This window comes from Paenibacillus sp. MMS18-CY102 (genome assembly GCF_009789195.1).
Classification (GTDB): domain Bacteria; phylum Bacillota; class Bacilli; order Paenibacillales; family Paenibacillaceae; genus Paenibacillus_T.
Genome location: NZ_WSTC01000043.1, coordinates 1 through 22,216 on the forward strand (window position 1 = coordinate 1; position 22,216 = coordinate 22,216).

General features: G+C 53.2%; 16 protein-coding genes. 3 read left to right on the forward strand and 13 right to left on the reverse strand.

Going from position 1 to position 22,216, the window contains the following annotated elements; translation table 11 throughout:
* The coding region (locus tag GON22_RS26275) for a hypothetical protein (protein ID WP_237179313.1) at positions 1–283 on the forward strand (283 nt) is incomplete at its 5' end.
* A gap of 17 nt (positions 284–300) precedes the next feature.
* Here the strand turns inward: GON22_RS26275 and GON22_RS22940 are convergent.
* The 11 genes from GON22_RS22940 to GON22_RS22990 form a co-directional block, all read right to left on the reverse strand.
* Entirely contained in the window at positions 301–1,143 is an 843-nt protein-coding gene (locus GON22_RS22940) for an ABC transporter permease (RefSeq protein WP_160398439.1), read from the reverse strand.
* Between the two features lie 39 nt (positions 1,144–1,182).
* Complete coding sequence (locus GON22_RS22945; RefSeq protein WP_160398440.1) at positions 1,183–1,953, reverse strand: ABC transporter ATP-binding protein; 771 nt, start codon at positions 1,951–1,953, stop codon at positions 1,183–1,185.
* Positions 1,954–2,601: 648 nt separating this feature from the next.
* Positions 2,602–4,305 (reverse strand): methyl-accepting chemotaxis protein, encoded by a 1,704-nt coding sequence (locus GON22_RS26625; RefSeq protein ID WP_160398441.1) that lies wholly within the window; start codon positions 4,303–4,305, stop codon positions 2,602–2,604.
* 93 nt (positions 4,306–4,398) lie between these two features.
* Complete coding sequence (gene mglC / locus GON22_RS22955; RefSeq protein ID WP_160398442.1) at positions 4,399–5,418, reverse strand: galactose/methyl galactoside ABC transporter permease MglC; 1,020 nt, start codon at positions 5,416–5,418, stop codon at positions 4,399–4,401.
* Positions 5,415–6,953, reverse strand: a complete 1,539-nt coding sequence (locus GON22_RS22960) for a sugar ABC transporter ATP-binding protein (RefSeq protein WP_160398443.1) — start codon at positions 6,951–6,953, stop codon at positions 5,415–5,417. The genes mglC and GON22_RS22960 overlap by 4 nt, the downstream gene beginning before the upstream one ends.
* Positions 6,954–7,040: 87 nt before the next feature.
* Positions 7,041–8,099: a galactose ABC transporter substrate-binding protein gene (locus tag GON22_RS22965; RefSeq protein WP_202113462.1), complete on the reverse strand. Its 1,059-nt coding sequence runs from the start codon at positions 8,097–8,099 to the stop codon at positions 7,041–7,043.
* A 207-nt stretch (positions 8,100–8,306) separates the two neighbouring features.
* A complete protein-coding gene (locus GON22_RS22970; RefSeq protein WP_160398444.1) occupies positions 8,307–9,302 on the reverse strand; it encodes a substrate-binding domain-containing protein in 996 nt (331 codons plus the stop codon).
* Positions 9,292–11,130 (reverse strand): cache domain-containing sensor histidine kinase, encoded by a 1,839-nt coding sequence (locus GON22_RS22975; RefSeq protein WP_160398445.1) that lies wholly within the window; start codon positions 11,128–11,130, stop codon positions 9,292–9,294. The genes GON22_RS22970 and GON22_RS22975 overlap by 11 nt, the downstream gene beginning before the upstream one ends.
* Positions 11,127–12,791 carry a response regulator gene (locus GON22_RS22980; protein WP_160398446.1) on the reverse strand — a complete coding sequence of 555 codons (1,665 nt, stop codon included), beginning with the start codon at positions 12,789–12,791 and terminating at the stop codon, positions 11,127–11,129. The genes GON22_RS22975 and GON22_RS22980 overlap by 4 nt, the downstream gene beginning before the upstream one ends.
* Before the next feature lie 67 nt (positions 12,792–12,858).
* Positions 12,859–13,836, reverse strand: a complete 978-nt coding sequence (locus GON22_RS22985) for an AraC family transcriptional regulator (RefSeq protein ID WP_160398447.1) — start codon at positions 13,834–13,836, stop codon at positions 12,859–12,861.
* Positions 13,823–14,812 (reverse strand): Gfo/Idh/MocA family protein, encoded by a 990-nt coding sequence (locus tag GON22_RS22990; RefSeq protein ID WP_160398448.1) that lies wholly within the window; start codon positions 14,810–14,812, stop codon positions 13,823–13,825. Before GON22_RS22990 ends, GON22_RS22985 begins: the two co-directional genes overlap by 14 nt.
* Before the next feature lie 213 nt (positions 14,813–15,025).
* Here GON22_RS22990 and GON22_RS22995 point away from each other — a divergent pair, with 213 nt between their 5' ends.
* Entirely contained in the window at positions 15,026–16,111 is a 1,086-nt protein-coding gene (locus GON22_RS22995) for a Gfo/Idh/MocA family protein (RefSeq protein ID WP_160398449.1), read from the forward strand.
* A 124-nt stretch (positions 16,112–16,235) separates the two neighbouring features.
* Entirely contained in the window at positions 16,236–20,006 is a 3,771-nt protein-coding gene (locus GON22_RS23000) for a DUF11 domain-containing protein (RefSeq protein WP_160398450.1), read from the forward strand.
* Between the two features lie 168 nt (positions 20,007–20,174).
* Here the strand turns inward: GON22_RS23000 and GON22_RS23005 are convergent, their stop codons facing one another.
* Together GON22_RS23005 and GON22_RS23010 are read right to left on the reverse strand one after the other, a co-directional pair.
* On the reverse strand, positions 20,175–20,894 hold the full coding sequence (locus GON22_RS23005; RefSeq protein WP_160398451.1) for a carbonate dehydratase: 720 nt from the start codon (positions 20,892–20,894) through the stop codon (positions 20,175–20,177).
* A gap of 208 nt (positions 20,895–21,102) precedes the next feature.
* On the reverse strand, positions 21,103–22,194 hold the full coding sequence (locus GON22_RS23010; RefSeq protein WP_160398452.1) for a substrate-binding domain-containing protein: 1,092 nt from the start codon (positions 22,192–22,194) through the stop codon (positions 21,103–21,105).
* Between the last annotated feature and the right edge of the window lie 22 nt (positions 22,195–22,216).

Sequence of the window (22,216 nt, forward strand, 5' to 3'; positions counted from 1 at the left end):
CATTTTCGGGTATAGTAGTCATCGAGTAGGGTCCTTTCTTGGTGGTCTCAGCAACCCCGAGGATACCCTACTTTTTTATGTTCTGGGAATACTCCAGATCATGGTACACAGACTATTGTACGTCATCCGTCAGCCGCTCAACGACGCCAATAAGGCAGATATTCCTCCCCTATTCACCCGTCAGCCGCTCAACGACGCCAATAAGGCAGATATTCCTCCCCTATTCACCCGTCAGTTGCTCAATAAAAAAGCGGCGGACGATACGCTCTCTCCAGAGCCCTAGTCCACCGCTGTTTCCTTCTATCCTTTAAAACTATCCTGCCACCGAAGCAGGCGATGCTCTAACAAACGGACCAAGGAGTCCGAAAGCTTGCCGACGGCCGCAAAAATCGTAATGCCGACGAACACGACATCCGTCTGCATGAACGAGCGGGCATCCTGGATCATGTAGCCTACGCCAGATTCCGCGCCAACTAGCTCCGCCACCACGAGCACGAGCCACGCGATGCTAAGCGACAGCCGTACGCCGAGCAAGATGTTCGGCAGCGCCGCGGGAATGATCAGCTTCACGATCTGCCGGTAACGGCTGAATTGCAGCACGCGCGACACTTCGAACAGCTTCGAGTCCACGTTGCGGACACCGAGGAATGTGTTCACATAGAGCGGGAAAAATGCGCCAAGTGAGATGAGCAGCACTTTGGACAGCTCCCCAAAGCCGAACCACATAATGAAGAGCGGCGTAATGGCCAGCAGCGGAACGGTGCGAATCATTTGAACCGTCGGATTCACGTATTCCTCAACCCGCCGCGACATTCCGACGAACAACCCGAGCAACAGGCCGCTGCCCCCGCCGATAAGAAAGCCTAGTGATGCCCGCACAACACTGATGCGCAAATGGCGCCCTAACTCGCCGTCGGCGATTAACGAAACGTATTGCTTCAATATAAGCAGCGGCGACGAGAATAGCTGCTGCGAAATCACCCCATAAGAGCTCAACGATTGCCATAATACAAGAATGATGGCCGGGATCAGTGCCGCCCTGTAGGCTAGCTTCCATTTGGCTGATCGCGCTTTGTTCACTGACGCTGGCTTATTCAAAACGCCCCCCTGCTTGCGCGCGTCCGCCTGTACGGTTGTCGACATCTCTCTCAACCTCTTCCTACAATAGAATCTTCTTTCTGCCTAAATGCTGTAAGCGTCCTGTTCCTGCTCCGTATGCTCTAGCTTGCTGAGCACATGCGTACGCAGCTCCGTGAAAGCCCGGCTCGTGCGCTTGCGCGGATACGGCAAGTCGATCGGCACGATATCTTTGATCCGGCCCGGCTTCGCATCCAATACGACAACCCGCGTGGACAGGAACACTGCTTCATCAATGTCATGCGTGACGAGCACCATCGACGTCTTATTCGTTTCCCAAATATCGAGCAGCGCCTCCTGCATGTGGCTGCGCGTGAATGCATCCAATGCGCCGAACGGCTCATCGAGCAACAGCACCTTCGGCTTGCGAAGCAGCGCCCTTGCGATCGCTACCCGTTGCGACATCCCGCCGGACAGCTGTCTCGGGTACGCCTTCTCGAATCCGGTGAGCTTCACTAACTGAATCAACTCATCGACCCGTTGGCGAATCGCAGGGTCCTTCAGCGACAGGTCGGCTGCGATATTGCCCTCAACCGTTAACCACGGGAATAACCGATGCTCTTGGAAAATGAACCCTTTCTCTTGCGAGGGGCGAACAACCCGCTCGCCTTCCAGCAGCACTTGGCCTTCGAAATCGGTGTCCAAGCCTGCGATGATTTTCAGCAGCGTACTTTTGCCGCAACCGCTGGGCCCGATTATCGTCGTAAAGTCGCCTTCGTTTACGTTTAGGCTCAGCCGATCCAACACATGCACGCCAGAGCCATTGTCCCCTCGAAACGTTTTGTTCACTTCCTGAATTTCAAGCACGGATCCCATGCCCAACACCCCTTCTACGCAGCCTGCTCGGCTCTATTATTCATCATCACTCTTGGCGAGAGACGATTCTCGTTTCCGTTTATTGGGGCTAATCTTAGCATTCGGGTCGGTATACTGTCAATACCCGAGTAAAACACTAGGAGAAATATTTATTCAAACATATACACCCTTCTATGAGAGTCATGGCAGGACATGAGAGTCATGGCAAGACACATGTGCAGCAAGACACAACTAAGCAAACTGTGCTCCGTTATGCTTGTCACGCTTAACAGTAAACTGGATGTTTCTAGTAAGAGAGAATATGGGGTGCCGCCGTACTGTCTATTTCTAACGGACCGAGGAGACGTTATTTGGCCAAAAACAGATGTTTTTTTGTTCTAACGGACTCAGCAGCCGTTATTCGGCTAAAAACACCATCATGAGGCAGCAAATAGACTAAATAACGGCTGTGGAGTCCGTTACATTTGCAATCGGCCCAAATAGAGGGATATAACGGCTGTCAGGTCCGTTAAAACTGGAGGGGATCGAATCTGAGTCTGTGGCATCTGCCGAAATTACGCCAGAAGCGCTGTTCGCACGCCAAACAGCCCCTATCCAGTGAAGGAAAGAGGCTGCTTGGTGTGCGTTTTATCACAATCTGCTGCTCTACTAAACCTTGAACTTCCCAATCATCGCCGAAAGCTCGCCAGCCAAGGCCGATAACCCGTCCATCGCCACGATCATCTCTTGAACGCCCGCATTCTGCTCCTCCGTATGGGCGTATACCTCACGGGAGCCGTCCGCCGCCTGTTGGGCAACATGCTCAATCGTCTGGATCGCGTGGACAGCCATATCTGACTGCGCGACAAGCGCATTCGCGCGCTCTGCAACTTTGCTAATCTGGCTAGCAACGTCTTCCATCGCTTGGCGAATGCCGCCGAACACTTCCCCTGTCTGGTTTACGCGATGCATGCCAGCCGTTACCTCCCGAAGGCTGACATCGGCTGCTTTCATAACCGAAGCAGTTTCGGTGCGAACGCCTTCAACAAGCTCGGATACGGCCGAAGCTGCGTTTCCCGTCTGCGTGGACAGTTTGCGCACCTCATCCGCTACAACCGCGAAGCCTTTACCCGCTTCGCCTGCACGTGAAGCTTCAATCGAAGCATTAAGCGCCAGCATCTGCGTCTGCTTGGCGATATTCGCGATCAAACTCGCTGTCTCGCCAATTTGCTCCGAGCGAATGCCCAGGCGCTCAACGAACGATCCGAGGCTGCCCATCTGCTCTTGAATGGCATGCATCTGCGAAACTGTCGATAATACAATTTCTTCGCCTGAACGCGTCGCCTGCAACGCGTAAGCGGATTGTTGGTCTGCACGCTCCGCCAATTCCGCGATTGCGCCAGCTCCAGACGACATCGTGCCAACCGCTGTGACGCCGCGGTCAACCCCCTGCACCTGCTTCTCCGTTCCAACCGCAATCTCGCCCATAATCGAAGAAATCTGATCCGAAGACTGCATAATATAATCCGATTGCTGGCGCAGCTTGTCCGCTGATTCCGTTACTTTGCCAGCATGCTGCCCTAGCTCGCTAATCATGGCATGCCAATTGTCCTTCATGCTATTAATCGCCAATGCCAAGTCCAGAATCTCATCCCGATTGCGCACATCGACGGACGCAATTGTCAGGTCGCCCGCAGCAAGGCCACCTGCCGTCCGAACCATCGTCCGCATCGGGCGAACGATAAGCCTTGATAGAATAAGGCCGATGAGAATGGCAAATGCAAGAACCGCTACACTGCACAGAATGAGCGTATTGACCGTCTGTTTCGATTCCTGCTTATAATCGCTCAGCCTCTGCTGCAGCGAGGCTTTCTCTGCCTCCCCCAGTTGTTCGGCTGATTGATTCAATTGGTCTGTGATCGGAATCGCCCACATAGACGCTTCCGTTTTCGCGAGATCAACGCGCTTCTGCTCCACATAACCCCGTACCTTCACAAGCAGACGCCCGAATGTCGCATTCGACTCTTCCAGCGATTGTACGGCTTTGTCCCGCTTCTCTACGCCAGTATCTGCGCCCAATCCTTCAATTCGCGAACCGAGCTGTTTGCTCAGCTCTTCCATTTGCTTCGCTTTATCCGCCGTCGGATCGACCAAGTAACTAAACAGCAAGCCATGCTGGTGCTGCGCGTCGATCTCAATTGCAGAAACAGTCTCCATTGCTTGCGAATACGAATCGATTAATGCCGTGTAATTTCGGTCCAGCTTGTTCATAAATAGGTAGGCGATACCTGCGGTCGCACATACCAGCAGCGACACCGCCACGAAAGCGACGGTCAGCTTGCGGCCTAGCGAGAAACGGAACGATTTTGTCACCTGAAGCCCCCCTCAAGTTTTTGTCTATATACACGCGCAAGGGCCGCCAGATAAAAAACACCTGCGGCCGATTACGAACGATATGTTATGAAATTATTTTTTCGCCATATATTTGCGGATGTCGAATGCAACTGCCGCAACGATGATGAGCCCTTTAATGATGAGCTGGTAGTATGGGCTTACGCCTACGAACGTCAAACCGTAGTTAATAACGCCGAAGATGAGTACGCCTGCTGCAACGCCCGGTACCGTACCGACGCCGCCTGCTGTAGATACGCCGCCGACTACGCAAGCCGCGATCGCATCAAGCTCATACATGTTGCCGTAGTTGTTCGTTGCGCCGCCCGTACGCGCTGCTTCCAGCACGCCTGCTAGGCCATAAAGCCCGCCGGATACGGCATAGATGATGATCAAGTTACGTGCAACGTTAATGCCGGATACATGTGCTGCTTGGACGTTGCCGCCGATTGCATACATGTTCTTGCCAAGGCGTGTCTTATTGAAAACAACCCAGCAAATCAGTGCTACTACGAGAGCGATGATAACGATATACGGTAGCGTATAGCCGCCGCCTAGATCGAAGTAACCCGAGCCCCACTTCATGAAGTCTGAACGCAAGCCGCCGATTGGCTGCGATTGGTTCGGTTTCATATCGAAGTACAGCGAGTTCAAACCATAAATGCCGACCATCGTGCCCAGCGTTGCGATGAACGGAGGGACATGAAGCTTCGCGACGATCAAGCCGTTAACCAAACCTACGAGCAAGCCCGCGATGATGCCGATAATAACCGGAATCCCTACCCACAGATGCGGCAAGTCTGGATAGAACTTGTTCGCATAAGTATCAATCTGAAGCATCGATGCTGAGATAACAGCTGTTAGTCCGACTACGCGGCCTGACGACAAGTCCGTACCGCCTGTAATAAGGACAAATGCTGCGCCCAATGCGATTATAAGCCGTGTCGACGATTGCTGCAAGATGTTAATAAACGTCGAGAAAGCCAAGAAGTTTGGATCAGCGATTGCAATGCCGATGACGAGCAAGATGAGCACGACGAAGATTGCTCTCTGCGCCAAATAATTTCTCACTTTGTATAATGGATGCGTGTTCATGCTTTATTCCCTCCTGTAACTGCCGATCGTTGCTGTGCCGCCAGCCGCATAATTTCTTGCTCGGTTGCCTTGCTGCCTTCTACGATGCCTGTCATTCGCCCTTCGCTCATGACCATAATCCGGTCGGACATGCCCAGCAATTCCGGCATCTCAGAGGAAATCATAATGATGCTTTTCCCTTGCTTGGCGAGTTCGATAATGATGGAGTAAATCTCGTATTTGGCACCGACGTCGATGCCGCGCGTCGGCTCGTCGAGCAGCAGAATATCGGGTTCCGTTAGCAGCCAACGCGCCAGCAGCACTTTCTGCTGGTTACCGCCGGACAGGTTCCGAATTTGCGTATCAACCGAAGGCGTCTTCGTCCGCAGCTTCTCTACGTTCAGCTGCGCTTCTGCCCTGCCTTCGCTCTCCTTGATTAATCCGAGCTTGTTCTGGTAACGGCCCAAGTTTGCGATAATCGTATTCTCGTAGACGGACAGTACAGGGAAGATGCCTGTAACCCGGCGTTCCTCTGTGAGCAGTGCGATCTTATGCTGCTTGGCGTCAGCTGGAGACTTGATCTTCACTTGCTTGCCATTAATGCTAATCGTACCGGAAGCGACGCCACGAAGGCCGAACAGCGCTTCGATCAGCTCTGTACGCTGCGCGCCGACAAGGCCGCCCAAGCCGAGAATCTCGCCGCGGCGAAGCGCGAACGATACGTCTTGGAACGATTTTGGATTCGGTGACGAAAGCTTCTCGACATTCATGAGTGTCTCGCCCGGCACATTCGTCCGCTCTGGGAACCGCTCTGTCAGGTCACGCCCTACCATTCGGGAGATGATCAGGTCTGTCGTCAGCTCGCTCGAATCCCAAGTGCCGATATATTTGCCGTCCCGCATAATCGTAACCTCATCGGAGATTTGCAGGATCTCTTCCATTTTGTGCGATATATAAATAATAGAAACACCGCGCTTGCGCAGCCGATTAATGATGCTGAACAGCTGTTCGACCTCGTTCCCCGTAAGCGAGGAGGTCGGCTCGTCCATGACGATGACCTTGGAGTTAAACGAAACAGCTTTCGCAATTTCCAGCGATTGAATCTTCGATACCGACAGCGAGCCCGTCCGAGCGCGCGGATCAACATCAATTTCCAGATCGCGGAACAGTTGCAGCGTATCCTCGTACATTCGCTTTTCATTAACAAGCTTAAGCGGACCGAATCCAAACGTCGGGAAACGTCCGAGCCAAATATTTTCCATTACGTTCCGGTGAGGAACGGGGTGCAGCTCTTGGTGAATCATTGAAACGCCGCTGTTTAGTGCATCTTTGGAGTTGTTAATCGCCATTTTGCTGCCATTGATAAAGATTTCGCCTTCGTCCGGCTTATAGATGCCGAACAAGCATTTCATCAGTGTTGATTTCCCTGCTCCGTTCTCTCCCATAAGCGCATGCACGGTACCGGGCTTCACTTTCAGTGTTACATTACTGAGCGCTTGCACGCCGGGAAAGGCTTTCGAAATCCCTTTCATCTCCAGTACATGTTGCTCCGCCATTCTCTATCCCTCCCACTTGACCAGCCCTCGCACGGAATGCGAGAGGGGCAACGCTTCAAAATGCCGCTGCCCCTCCCCCATCATTCCTTATTGCGCGTCAGCAATGTTGTCTTTGGTGATTTTTTTGTATGCAATCCATACATATTTGCCGTCAGTGATGTCAAAGCCGATGTTTTCTTTCGTTGGCGTTTCGCCTTTAGCCAGTGCCGTAGCAATTGCTACCGAAGCTGCGCCTTGGCTCTTCGCATCGTTAAGCACCGTTCCGAGCATCGTGCCGTCTTGGAGCGCTTGGATAGCAGGAGCTGTTGCATCAACGCCTACAACTGGGATGTATTTGTCGCCAGTGAAGTAGCCAGCTGCTTTCAATGCTTCGATTGCGCCGAGCGCCATGTCGTCATTGTTTGCGAGAACCGCTTCGATTTTGTCGCCATTGGAAGCGAGGAACGCTTGCATTTTCTCTTGGCCTTTTACGCGATCCCACATTGCTGTATCTTCAGCGAGCTTGTCAACTTGGATACCAGCGTCTTGAATCGCTTGTACCGAGAATTTCGTACGGAGCTCAGCATCTTGGTGCCCTGGCTCGCCAGTCAGCATAACGTACTGGAGTTTGCCGTCGCCGTTTTTGTCTGCTTTAGGATTAGCTTTCCAGTAGTCAACGATCAGTTGGCCGGAGATTGTGCCGGACTCTTCTGCTTTCGCGCCTACATAGAATACTTTGTCCCATTTGTTCATGTCTTCAGCTACCGGCTCGCGGTTCAGGAAGACAACTGGCGTGTTCGAGCTTTTTGCTTTGTCGATGATAACGCCTGCCGCCGTACGGTCAACTGGGTTGATGATCATCGATTTATATTTTTTGGAGATAAACAGATCGACTTTTTCGTTTTGCGTTGGTTGCGCGTTCTGGCTGTCAACGATGTCCAGCTCTGCTTTGCCTTTTGCTGCATCGGACATTGCGTTACGAACGCCCGTCATGAACGTGTCATCAAACTTGTAGATTGCTACGCCAAGCTTTGGCGTTCCAGCTGCTGCCGTGTCGCCGCCGCTGCCACTGTCTTCTGTCTTAGAAGCGCTGTTGCCGCAAGCTGCAGCCGTAAGCATAACCCCTGTCATAAGTGCAAGCATCAACGTCTTTTTAGTCTTTTTCATCTGTATTGACCTCCCTGGAGACCTCTGTAGTTCGCTATCGAGCAGCCTTTAGCTTTGTGTGCTTCGTGCGCTTCGCTTAGCGTCTAACGACATTATGCTTCATTTACGGCTGGATTCGAATGTAAAATTCTCATGCTTTCTATCGAAATTCTCATTACTTCGTCGAACGTTATGCGCATTTTTATAGTTACGGCGGTTTTCGTTAAGCTATTGGATAAAAGGAAACAGCATCTTCTGATTCGTCATCCAAAACATGTTGTCTGCATTAATAACCTTTGTCTCCAGCAAAATAGGCTTATCATCCCGTGCATTCGAGAGAAGGGAAACCGCCTGCTGCACGCCAAGGTAGCCGGTACTGAATCCGTTCTGTACGACTAGCTGTTGAATAACGCCGTCTTGCAGCAGCTCCAGCTGGCCGGTATCACTGCCGAAGGCGACTAGCTTAATCTGGCCCTGCTTGCCTAGCCGTTTCACCTCGTTGGATAACCCAAAGGAGCCCGTTGACTCCAGTGCTAGTGCACCATCGATTCGCCCACCGTCAAGCAGCTGCTTCGCCGCCTCCCAGCAAGCATCCTTCTGATTCCCGCATGCGCCGCTCTGCGCCATCGAAATTCCGCTATAGCTTGCAAGCACAGCCCGAATGCCGCTTTCCCGCTGCACCAGATCGGGATCAATTCGGTCCGAACGAAGAATGACGACCGTCCCCCGGCCATTCAACAGCTTGGCCATCGCCTCTCCCGCCTGCCGCCCCGCTTCTTCATTGTCTACCGATACCGCTGCCTGCACGCCCTTGGCTTGCCGGACATCGTTCAGTGTCACGACCGGCATGCCTTTGGCCGATGCCTTCGCTGCCACCTCTGACAAAACCTGCTCTGTCGCCGGATCAATGAGGATGGCAGACACGCCGTCGTTCACGGCCCGCAAGGCAGCAGCAAGCTGCTCATCCGCATCATCTGATGGCTCGAATGCAATGTATTCCAGCTGTGCGTCGAATTCCTTCGCTGCAGCGTCCGCGCCCAGCCGCATCGCCTCGCCCTGCTCGCTCGCATGAACGGGGGCAACTAGCACAATACGCCGAGGCGTCTCCGGCGCCTCTGATGTAAGCTGCGAAGCAGCGCATGCCGGCAGCAATATCAGAACAAGCAGGAACAACAGCACGGTTCCGATCCTCCATCTGCCGAAACCTTTTGCCTTAAGCTTCATCCCCCTGCACCTCCTCGTCACGCTCCCGCACGATCGGCATCGTTACGCGCACCGTCGTCCCTTCCTCCTGCTCACTTTCATAACTGAGCCCATATTGCGCGCCATAATACAGCCGGATACGGTCATGGACATTATGCACCGCAACGCCCGAACCTGCACTCGTCTCCAAAGATGGTTCGCTTGATCGCACCGCATCATTCGAATCCGTCCGGTCCAAAATGCCCGCCAGCTTCTGCGGCGACATTCCGATTCCATTATCCGCAACGACCAGCACAAGAAGCCCGCCCTCTACAGTTGCACGAATTTGAATGAGCCCTTCGTCCACCATATATTCAATGCCATGCACGATGGCATTCTCGATCAACGGCTGCAGCACCAGCTTCAGCGTACTGCAGTCTAGCGCCTCTTCGTCCGCATCGATGGTGAAGGCAAACTTACGCTTAAACCGCATTTGCTGAATGGTCAAATAATGCCGCGCATGCTCCAGCTCCTCACGAACGAGTATCGTCGTCTTGCCTTTGCTAAGGCTGATGCGGAAGAGCTTGGACAGCGACGTAATCATCGTGATGACATCCTCGTTCTTGCTCATGCCGACCATACGAACGACTGAATTGAGCGTATTGTATAGAAAATGCGGGTTAATCTGCGCTTGCAGCGCTTCCAGCTCATATTTCCGCTTGGACTCCTGCTCGAAGACGATCTGCTTCATCAGTTGCCTGATCTTATCCAGCATCAGGTTAAATCGGCTTGCAAGCTGCACAACCTCAAGCGGACCTTGCACCGGCAGCTCAACCTCGAAGTCCCCGCGTTCCACCGCCTTCATCGTCACGCCCATCCGCCGAATCGGCCGGGTCAGCATAGCAGCAAGCAGCATGGAAATGAGAATCGCCATAATGAGCACGACCGCAACGACGCGCACCATGTACCGGTTTACCTCTTGGCGGGTCGTCATAATTTCATCCAGGTAAGAGACGCCTACGACCTTCCAGCCGATATTTTGCACCGACTTCACCGTATTTAACCGTTTCACGCCATCCGATTCATCCGTATAGCTCGCAACCGAGGTGAGCGCTTGCTCCACGCTCTCGTTACGCAGCCCCATGTAAATTAACTGCTGCTGCGGATGGAAGACGATATTGCCCGCGCCCTCGTCAATGATATAAACATAACCCTTCTTGCCAAGGCTGATCCGGCTGCTGAGCTGATTAATTTTTTTGAAATTGATATCGACCAGCAGCACAATATTCATCGGTTTGCCGCCATGCATAACGGTGATGCCTTTGCTCATCGACACGACCCACTTGTATGTCCCGTTGTACAAATTTTGCACATGCGGCAGCGAGAAGCTCAGATGGTCCGGCACCCGAATCGCCGAGTGGAACCAGCTCTGCTGCGACACATGGGCGCTTGCCCGGACGGGCAGTGACGGATGGTTGCGCAATAGCGACCCTTGGGCGTCGAACAGTGCAATCGATACAAGATCGTCGCGGCTGTCCATGATCGTATCGAGCTGCTTGGTCAACTCCGCGTCATCCCACTGCCCTTCGGTCAGCATTTTTTTCTCTATCGTCCGGTATAACTGGGACATGCCGTCCACGTAATCCTCAAGATTGTAGCTCACTTGGTCCACAATCTGCTGCGTGCTCAAATAAACGTTTTGCTCGGCCGTTCGCGAAAACTTGTTATAAAGCAATACCGCTACGATGGCTACGATGAATAAAATAAAGAGCGAAAACGACCACAATATAATCGATCGAATGCTGCTTCGCTGCACCCATTCGCCCCACCGTAACGGCAGGATGGCCGAGCGGCTGCCGCCGCGCCTCATGTTTGCTGCTCCCCTTCCGCAGCAGAAGCAAGAATCCGGCTTCGGTACTCCTTGGGCGAGATGCCAACCTGTTTCTTGAAGCAGAAGCTAAAGTAATTCGCATCGGAAATGCCAACGCGCTCTGACACCTCGAACGCTTTCAGCTCGGTTGTGCGAAGCATTTCCTTCGCCGCTTCCATGCGAGTGTGCATAAGGTATTGCACGAACGTCATTTTGACCTCTTTCTTAAACAATCCGCTAAAGTAGCCTGTGCTGATGTGCAGATAAGCGCACAGCACCTGAATCGACATGTCCGGGTCAACATAATGCTCCTTCGTATATTGAATCGCCTTCTCGACGATATCTTTGTACGTGTGCTGCCGCTTGCTCGCAATATGCTTCATCAGGCGCTGGCAAAGATCATGGAACCACCGCTTCGCCTCAGGCAGCCCAGAAAACTTAAATATCTCGGCATGCATCTGGAAGCCAGCGCCGAACAGGCCATCCAGATCGACATCCGCATCCTTCGCCGTCCGCAGTACGGCCGTTACAACCTCAAGCAGATAAACCTGCATATCGCTGTAGGCATATTTCGATTCCAGCAATTCTGAGAATACAGCCTCGACCGCTTCCTCCAGCTCCTCCGCCGTCCCTAGCTTCAAGCTGCGAATGAGTGCCTGCTCCTTCAACTCATCGAACCGCAGCTTCTCATACCCGCGCCCTTCCACGTCATGGATATAAATGACTCGCTCCGAGCCCAGCACCAGGCGATAATCCAGCGCAAGCAAAGCATCGCCATACGAATATTTGACATCCGCAATGTCGGTCACGACAGATCCGACGCCAATCGTTACGGGCAGCTTCAAAAAGTGGACGATGCTCTTCAGGATGTTCCCGAGCGTCTCCTGCACGTTAACCAGCCAGCCCTCTTTATCCCCCGCATGCGCGTCAATGGCTAGTACAGCAATGCTATCTTGATGAATAAAAGCGGTTCCAATCCCATTCAAATCAACGAGTTCGCGGGCGATGTTCAGCATTGCGTGCAGCATGAGATCCAGATCGCCCGATTGCCGCAGCGAGTGCCCTGATTGTTCCGTTGCTTTATCATCCAAAGGATGCAGGGCAATGACCGCAGCCGCATAACGCGAGCCCAGCAGCTGAAGGCCATAATGATTCATCCGCTCTTCGATCTTCGACCGCGGCAGCTTGCGCGTAAGCAGCGTGGCGAGGAACGTTTCGCGCAGCACAGGCAGGCTCGTCCGATAATGCTCTTGCAGTTGGCGGATATCCTCACGCTCGGCGACTTCCGTTTCGATTCGGTCACGGATTTTGAGCAAAACCTCCCTGAAGCTTTCAGAAGAGAACGGCTTAAGCAAATATTCATCTACACTCAGGCGAATCGCTTGCCGCGCGTAATCAAACTCATCGTAGCCGGTGAGAATGACAATCTTAATGAGCGGATGATGGGCGCGCAGCCACTCCGCCAGCTGTAACCCATTCGTGAAAGGCATGCTGATGTCCGTAATGACAACGTCCAACGCTAGGCGGTCCGCCATCTCCATTGCTTCCTTGCCATTCTCTGCGGTCCCAACGATCGTAAATCCGTTTGCTTCCCAATCGATTTCCTGCACGAGGCCTTCGCGAACATCTATCTCGTCATCGACCAACAGCACTCTATACACAGATAATCCCTCCATGAACATTTCGAATTTTATTATTATCGGTTAAAAGCAGAAAAATCCACAACCCCTAAGGTTGTGGATTCGGCCGTTCATCCGTCTTGCGCGTATGCTTCAAACGGTACGCAAGAGGGGTCAAACCCTTCTGCCGCTTGAAAACTTGGAACAAATAATTACTATTCATAAACCCGTGGCTAATTGCGATCGCTTCCACCGTATTCGACGTTTCAACCAAATCCTCGCAAATGCGCTGCAGCCGAAACGCCTCCAAGTAGCTGCTAAACGACTCAATGCCGAACTTATTGAAAATGCGCTGCAGCTGGCGAACGCTAATCTGAATGCGATCCGCCACCTCCTGTAACGTGAGCGGGCTCGCATAGTTCGCATGCATGTATTGCAGAGCCATCTCGAAGCGATGGGCCTGAATGTCCCGCGCCGGCAGCAGTTGCTGCCCATTCGGGTCCACCGTCGCTTTGGCTGCCCGGATCAATATTTGAATAAGCGATTGCCGAATCGTCGTATACGCGCCCAGTTCGCCAGACCGCCATGCCATATACGCTTGCAGGAAGCTCGCCATCGCATCGTGCTGGTCCATGAAGGGGCGAAGCGGAAAACCATTTAGCGCTTGAATGCACGCTTCCGACTCACGATTTTCCCACTCCGCTCCCCACTCTTCTGATAATAGGTTGCCGGGAAGTGGCGTAATGTCCACATGCAGGCACAATTCATCCATGCCGCTTCGCGCATCCGCTGTTTGTTGGTGGACGACGCCCGGGCCCGTCAAATAAAACATGCCGCTGCCCAGCTTGTACGTCTGGTCAATAAGCGTTACGCTGCCTTTGCCTCGCGGAATGAAATGAAATTCAAACTCCGAATGCTTATGAAACTTAATCAACTGGCCAGGCTTAAACGTCGTCAGATGCCATTTGAGCACCCGAATCCCATACCGCCCCCACTTGAAATTTAGCTCTAAACGCTCTAGCGCATCCATCTTCTCCTGCATAATTGCAAATGGATACGGGCGATGGCTTAATTCAGATAAGCTCATCAAGCTGTACCGCCCTCTTCTCGGCTGCTGAACGGTTAGCTGCTTCCATCAGAGCGGTCAGCTCCTGCGCCATTCGGATGTTATCCGATGCGGCAGTATTGCGCTGAATATGGCCGACCCATTGCTCGAACGCCGAGCTGCGGCCCACTCCGCGATCAGCCTCGAGCCATTGCTGCTCGCCCGTATGGCTGCTCCGATACATAATCCGGTCATCCGGCGTACCGTATAGCAGCGACCCTTCCGTGCCATGAAGCTCAATTGTAAACGGCGAATGTGCATTCACGAAACCCGCTTCGACTACGCCAATCTCGCCATTTAGGCCAAGCAGCGTCACTACCGCGTTATCTTCAACCTCTTTGCCTAGCACGTAACCGAACGATGCGCTCACTTGCACCGGCATGCCTAAGAAGAGCCGCGCCAGATACATCGGGTGGCAGCCAAGGTCGATCAAAGCGCCGCCGCCGCATTGCTCACGGTTATAGAAGTGCTCTGGAAGCCATCCGGCGGTTGCGCCGTTATGGGACAACCGTACGCGCACATACGTGATGCGACCCAGCAGCCCTTTGTTTACAATCTGCTCAATGGCTGGCGTATACCAATCGTTCAACCGCGGCAGCGATACTGTCAGTTTCACGCCAGTTTTCTCCATAGCTGCTAGAATCGCGTTCACTTCCGCTGTCGTTAACGCCAGCACCTTCTCGGTGAAAATATGCTTACCAGCCAACGCTGCCTTCACGATCACGTCACGATGCATATTCGTTGGCGTATCGACCACGACCCCATCGACATCTTCCCTTGCGAGCAGCTCATCCAAATTGGCGACGAATGGCACGCCCAGCTTAGCCGCCGCTTCCGCCCCACGTTCAGGCAGCTCGTCCCACACCGCAACAACCTCTGTATCCGGGTGATTTAATACGTTTTCTGTATAATCCCAGGCATGTACATGCCAGTAACTAAGCATAGCGACTCTTATCATGTTGGCGAACGCCCCTTTACAATAAAAACTTCACATTTACGACTTTATTCTAAGTTAGCACACCGTATAGCATACGAACACTAGAACTTAAAGACATAAAAACTATATAATCGCGACATTAAGGACAACTTTTCCTTATCCATATTGACTCCCAATAGGAGCCAAACCTATAGTTAGGGCGTAATCAAATCCAGCTTGACGTGGAGGACAACTATGAGCGGTCTATTACGGGTAGGCATCATTGGATGCGGCGGCATCGCCAACGGCAAACATCTGCCAGCATTGAGCAAAAACAAGCATGTGGAAATCGTAGCTTTCTGCGACATTGAAGAGGAGCGCGCCGCAGCTGCACAACAGCAGTACGGCAGCGAGGGCTCTCGCATATATACGGATTACAAAGAATTGCTCCTCGATGGGAGTATCGATATCGTGCATGTGTTAACGCCGAATGACTCCCATTCTTTCATCACAATCGACTCACTGGAAGCTGGCAAGCACGTCATGTGCGAGAAGCCGATGGCGAAGACAGCCCAAGAAGGGCGAGCTATGCTGGCAGCGGCCAAGCGGACAGGCAAAAAACTGTCAATCGGCTACAACAACCGCTTCCGCCCAGATAGCCAGCATCTCAAAAAAGTGTGCGAGAAAGGCGCGCTCGGCGACATCTACTATGCCAAAGCACATGCGATTCGCCGCCGCGCCGTTCCGACTTGGGGCGTATTCCTCGACGAGGAGAAGCAAGGCGGCGGCCCGCTTATCGATATCGGCACGCATGCCCTCGACCTGACTTTATGGATGATGGACAACTATAAACCCGTTTCCGTTACGGGCTCCGTCTTCCATAAGCTCGGCTCCAAGGAAAACGCCGCTAACGCTTGGGGTCCGTGGGATCCGGCGAAATTCACGGTCGAGGACTCAGCGGTTGGCTTTATCAAAATGGAAAACGGCGCAACGATCTCGCTTGAAGCGAGCTGGGCGCTTAATTCATTGGACATCGACGAGGCAAAATGCACCCTCTGCGGCACGGAGGGCGGCGCGGACATGAAGGGTGGCCTCCGCTTCAATGGGGAAGAAGAAGGGCGCTTATATGTAAAAGAAGTCGACCTGAAGGCAGGCGGCGTTGCGTTCTATGACGGAGCCTCGGCGAAGGATATCGACGTAGAATGCGCAGCTTGGATCGATGCGGTACGCTTCGATCGCGAGCCGATCGTGAAGCCGGAGCAAGCGCTCGTCGTAACGGAAATTCTCGAAGCGATCTACACGTCCGCGCGTACGGGCGAGACGGTATATTTTGGCCGATAATGCCGAATAGGCTGAAAAAGGGAAGGTGCCGCAATCGGCCCTTCCCTTCTTTGCATTCTCTCCTTCTACTTCATTGCACCTTGCATAAATATCAGTTAGTTATGTAAAAGGGGGCTGGCGACGAATGCCTTTCGTTAACCGATTTTTCCTGAATACGAATGGAGCAGCTACGTTTACAGGCAACACCCTCGGCCTTAGCCGCTCGAACTCCGTCGCCGTGCCGGGAACGGTCGACAGCATCGGTGCGTTCGTCACGACCAATACCGGACTGACATTTGGCACCTATCCCGCGGGAACGACCGGCAATTACACGTTAAACAGCTCATCGGCTGTCCTGCAGATGCCTCTAGGTTCAACCGTCGTCTACGCGGAGCTGATCTGGGGAGGCACCTATATTAATAACGGCGTTAATCTGAGCGCATTTATCGATGATCCTGTCGGTTTCCAAACGCCCGCCGGCACATTCAGCATCACGCCTGCTGCCGCTACCGCAATGGAAATCGTGGTCAGCAATGACCCGGGCGGAACCCCGGTCTCCGCCTATGTCCGCTCCGCTGATGTGACGAGCTTAGTCGCGAGCGCAGGCGCTGGCACCTATACGACGAGCGGCGTCGTCGGCACAATTGTCATTCCAGACCCTACCTCCAACCATGCAGGCTGGACGCTTGCGGTCTATTACCATAACGCTTCGCTGCCGCTGCGCAATCTTTCGCTGAGAGTCGGGGCGACCGTCATTCTGGCAACATCAGGTCCCGTCGACACGCCGATTTCTGGCTTTGCTACGCCATTCCTCGGCACGCTGAACGGACGGGCGCTTGTCGGCGCACAAGAAGGCGACGCCAATAAAACCGGCGACCAAATGCTGTTCGGTCCAACCTCCGGCTCATTAATGACGCTATCCGGACCGAATAACTTCGTAAACAACTTCTTCGCTTCGCAGCTGAATAAGGACGATGGAACACTCGATACGAGCGGCACCTTCGGCACTCGCAACCAAGTCAACGGGCAACCCGGCTTCAACATTATTGGCGGACGCCAAGGCTGGGATATTACGAACGTGACGATTTCCCCAACCCTCAACAATGCCCAGACGACAGCTGTATTCCGATTAACGACCAACGGCGATGGCTACCTCGTTGACTCCATCGGCATTCAAATCGACATCCAACAGCCTATTCTAGAGGTCGAGAAATCAGCCAATCGCAGCGTAACTGTTGTAGGCGATGTTGTCACCTACACCGTTAAGATCAAAAACACGGGCAAGGTAAATGCCACCGCCGTCGTCCTCTTCGACGGAACGATTGACGGCGCAACCTTCGTGCCCGGCAGCGTGTTTGTTAACGGGGTGCAGATGCTCGCCGCCGACCCGTCATTAGGCGTTCCGATCGGCACGATAGCCCCTAATACAACCGTAACCATTATGTTTGATGAGCAAGTTGTGTCGGTTCCAGAGCCGCCTCAATTAGTAAATCAGGCATTCGCAGCATTCACCTTCCAGCCGACGCCCGACTCGCAGCCAACCTCAACATCCGTGCCTTCCAACTTGGTCAAAATCCCAATTATTCTCCCGCTTATCGTCGTCGAAAAATCAGCCGACCTAATGAGTGCGATCATCGGCGATACGATTACCTATACCTTATCTGTGACGAATATAGGCAATATTGCGGTTACAGCCATCATTACTGACCCGATCCCTGCTGGAACCACCTTCGTCGCAGGCAGCGTATTTGTTAACGGGGTTAATCAGCCCGGCGATAATCCGAACGTCGGGGTCGATGTCGGCGTACTTAATCTCGTGCAGACGGTCACGATCAACTACAAGCTTCTCGTAACCTCCAGCCCACCGAATAATCTGATTCATAATCAATTTAAAACGGATTTCATCGCTCAACTGCCCGATGGGCGCAAAATACCAGGCGTCGTCATCTCCAATCCAGTAGACATTCCTGTGACGAGCCCGATGCTGGCTCCGGTCAAATCGGCGGATTTGCCAAGCGCGATTGTCGGGGAAACCATCACCTATACCGTTACTTTCACAAACAATAATGCCTTCCCGCTGACGCAAGTCGTCGTTACTGACAATGTTCCAGTTGGCTCCTCCTTCGTCCCTGGCAGTGTTACCGTCGGCGGCAATCCAAACCTGAGTGCCAGCCCATTGACAGGCATTCTGGTTGGCACTTTGGCTCCGAGCGCCAGCGCCATTGTTACTTTTCAATTGAAGGTCGATTCCCTGCCCGATCCAGCCACACTCACCGACCAAGCCACCGTCACGTTCACTGCGGGCACGGAAACTTTGAAGTCAATGTCCAATCCCGTTACTATTCCGGTCGTTACTCCTGGGGTTTCGCTCATCAAACGTGCTGGCGTTGCCACTGCGAATGTCGGCGATGTCGTGAACTACAGCATAACAGCAACGAATACAGGATCGATTGCTTATGACAGCGCCATCGTGTTTGATCCGTTGAACGCATTTTCCGCTTTCGTGCCCGGCACCGTCATGATCGATGGTGCCCTCGCTCCCGCAGCGAGCCCGATAACGGGCATTCCAGTCGGAGTGATTGCCCCTGGCGGCTCTGTTGTAGTGTCTTACGATGTGCTCATGACAGCGTCGCCACCGGATCAATTCTATGTCAACCAAGCTAATGAAACCTTCACCTATACGCCGCCAGGGCGCCCAACATTGCCCGGGGACGGCCTTTCCAACATTGTTATCGTGCAAAATACGCAATTTACGCTAAGCATCGCGAAATCCGTATCGAGCCCAACTGCGGCGATCGGCGACGTCCTGACCTACACGATTCAAGTGATGAACCTTGGCGCAGTCGATTCGCTCAATACGATCGTCACCGACAGCTCTTCACCTGGCGGCCAGTTCGTATCCGGCAGCTTAAAACTTGGAGGCGTTCCAATCGCGGGAGATTTAGCCGCTGGCATTAACATTGGCACGGTGCCTGCAGGCGGCACCGCGGTCGTTACGTTTCAAGTGGCGGTCGTTGCCGTGCCTCCTTCGGGCGTGATTAGCGATGTATCGACTACTCGGTTTACAAGCGACGGCGTTGAGCAGACAGCCGTGTCTAATCCGGTTAGCGTAAGCATTACGCAGCCTTCCCTTACTGCCACCAAGCAAGCGCTGCAGCCGTTCGTTTTCGTCGGCGATATTATTAATTACCGATCCACCATAACGAACAGCGGGAGCTTCAACTCGCTGGCGACGTGGTTTGATATTTTGCCGGAAGGCACTTCATTCGTTGAAAATAGCGTCGCGCTAAACGGTTTCCCGGTTCCAGGCGCGAATCGTTTCACCGGCACGTTCCTCGGAACGATTGAAGCCGGCATCACGAACGTCATCACCTTCCAGCTCAAAGTCGAGTTTTACCCACCTTCGGGCATACTCGTCAACCAAGGCAACATGCTGTTGCAATTTACGCTGCCGGATGGCAGAAGCTTCGACGAACGAATTTTGACGAATCCGGTCACGGTCGTCGTGCTTGCTCCCCCTACTGTTGTCAAATCAGTTAGCGCTAGCGAAGTATTCGTCGGCGGTGTAGTTACGTATACGGTCGACGTCTCCAACCCCGGGAACACGCCATTTGATCGCGTCGTGCTCCAGGATATCGTGCCAAATGGCTTATCGTTTATCGACGGAACGCTAACCGTTGGCGGTGCGGCCGCGCCGGGCGCTAATCCTGCTCTTGGCATTACGCTCGGCACGATTGGACCGAAAAACAGCTTGCGCGTCACCTTCGCCGTTCGCGCCGTTCGCGAGCCAGAAAACCCGCTAACGGTTAACACCTCCAGCATCACATTCGACTACGTAGCACCGGACGGCCGTCGTGTGCCGAGCGCTGCGCAGTCGAATCCGGTGACCGTGTTGATTCTGGAGGACGAAGAGTAGGCTGCGCCGGATTGCGCTGGCCGCTCCTTTAGGGCAGGTTTTTCTGCCCTATTCGCGCTGAAGGGCGCGCTGGCCTCTCCTGTAGGCTGGCGCAGCGCAATGCAAAAAAGCAGAGCCGAAACCGCTCTGCTTTTTTGCATATTTGCAACTATGAATCCGATCGCCGGGCTAATGATGCTTCGCTAATCCACAGCTGCATCGCTTGCTGCCGAACAGCATGTTATAGCTTGCCGGAAAAGCTTGATTGACGCGCTGCACGCCCTTAACGAATTGCTTCTGGTCTGTGGGAACCTCGCCCAATTGGTCCGCTTTTGCCTGTGTATCAATCATTGCCCCCGGCGGAACGAACCGGTTCTCGCGAATGCGCACACCGTTTGTAACAACCGCCTGATTCGAAATAAACGCCCCGTTGCCAACCTCCGCATCGAACACGAGCGCCTGAAATCCAATAAACACATGGTCGCCTATAGCACATGGGCCATGCACAAGTGCACCATGCGCGCAGGTGACGCCATTGCCAATGTAGATCGAATATGAGCGCCCACTAACGGTAACATGTTCATCCTTCAAGCCATGCAGCACAACGCCATCTTGAATGTTAGAGCCGCTGCCGATATAGAACGGCGTCCCTTCATCAGCCCGTATGCTGACACAAGGCGCAATGAACACATTATCCCGGACAGTAACATCGCCGATTATGCTCACGAACGGGCTAACGAAAGCCGTCCCGCTAATGGCCGGCGCTTTCGATTGCGGAACAGAGGGCGTTCTCGGATTCGGGCTGATGAATCGGACGAACATATTGAATGGGCCTTCCGGTTTCAAAAAATGGGTCAGCGCCCGAAGCTTGCTGCTCTCCCCAGCTCCGTCCTTGCTGTCTGCCTTCATGGCATCCCCGCCTCGACTCGTTTCTTTCACTATATGAGCGGAGACGGCACTCCTGAACCAGAATTGCTTCGGTGGCATAATCGATTCGGTGGACGGTACTATCTCTAACGTGGCTAATAGGCTTCATTCTGCCCGCTTGTTGCCGTTGTGCTTGCTGTCTTTGCGCTTATTGCCTTCGCGCTAGCTGCCTGGCTGTCTCGCGCTGTCCTTATGTCATCTGCATAACTGTCTTCACGCCCCCGCAAGATTCGCGAATCATCAGCTCTGGCGTATGGTTAATGTTGATTTCTTCCTCTGAACCATTAATAGCGTTAATAAGCTGCAGCACTGCCATCCTTCCCAAATATTCATTATGCTGGTCTAAGGAAGTCAGCCGCGGTACGCTATATTCACCCGATGGGAACTGGTCACAGCTAGCAATCGCTATATGCTCAGGGCAGTTCAGCCCTCTATCCTTCATTGCACGAATAGCGCCGAGGGCGACCATATCGTTAATGGCAATAACAGCGGTCGGCAGCTGTGAAGTCGAATCTGCTCCCCCAGCTGCATCGAGCAGTTGGTTCATCGCGCTATACCCGTCTTGTGCATAATAATCGGACAGCACCACATGCCGCGGATCTACTGGTTTGCCTAATGCGGACAAAGCCTGTTGAAACGCTTCGACGCGGGCCGACGTAATCCGAATGCCCGGCTGCCCCCCGATAAACCCGATCCGTTCATGATTCAGCGCGACAAAATGATGCACAATCGCCGTAACGCCCTGCTTCAGATTGCGTTCGACGAACAAGCAATCGCATCCCTCAACGCGGCTGCCAATGATCACGACTGGCACTTGGCTATGCATCTGGTTTAGCGCCTGCAAAAATTCGCCCGAAATTTCTTCCTTATCCATGCTCCCGCCGAGAATGAGTACGCCATCCACTTGCTTTTCGAGCGCGATTTTGTAATAATCCGCTTCCGTCAGCTCCTCGGCTGGCCGCTGCTCCCCTCGCACAAACATCGTGTTAAACATTAACGTGGCGTATTGATGCTGCAGCGCAAAGCGCTCGACCTGTTGAAACAGCGAGGCGAAATACGGATTCGTAATATCCGGTAAAATAACAGCAATATTGCGCGTCGTATGATTGACCATCCCTCTGGCAAACACGCTCGGCGTATAGTTGTATTCGTCGATGATCCTTTGGATTTTCTCCCGCTTCTTCGGGGATACCGACGGGCTGTTATTCAGTACACGCGATACGGTTGAAACGGACACGCCGCTTTTTTGAGCGATTTCGGTAATCGTTATTTTGGTTTTCACGCCCAATTCCTCCAAATCCGTC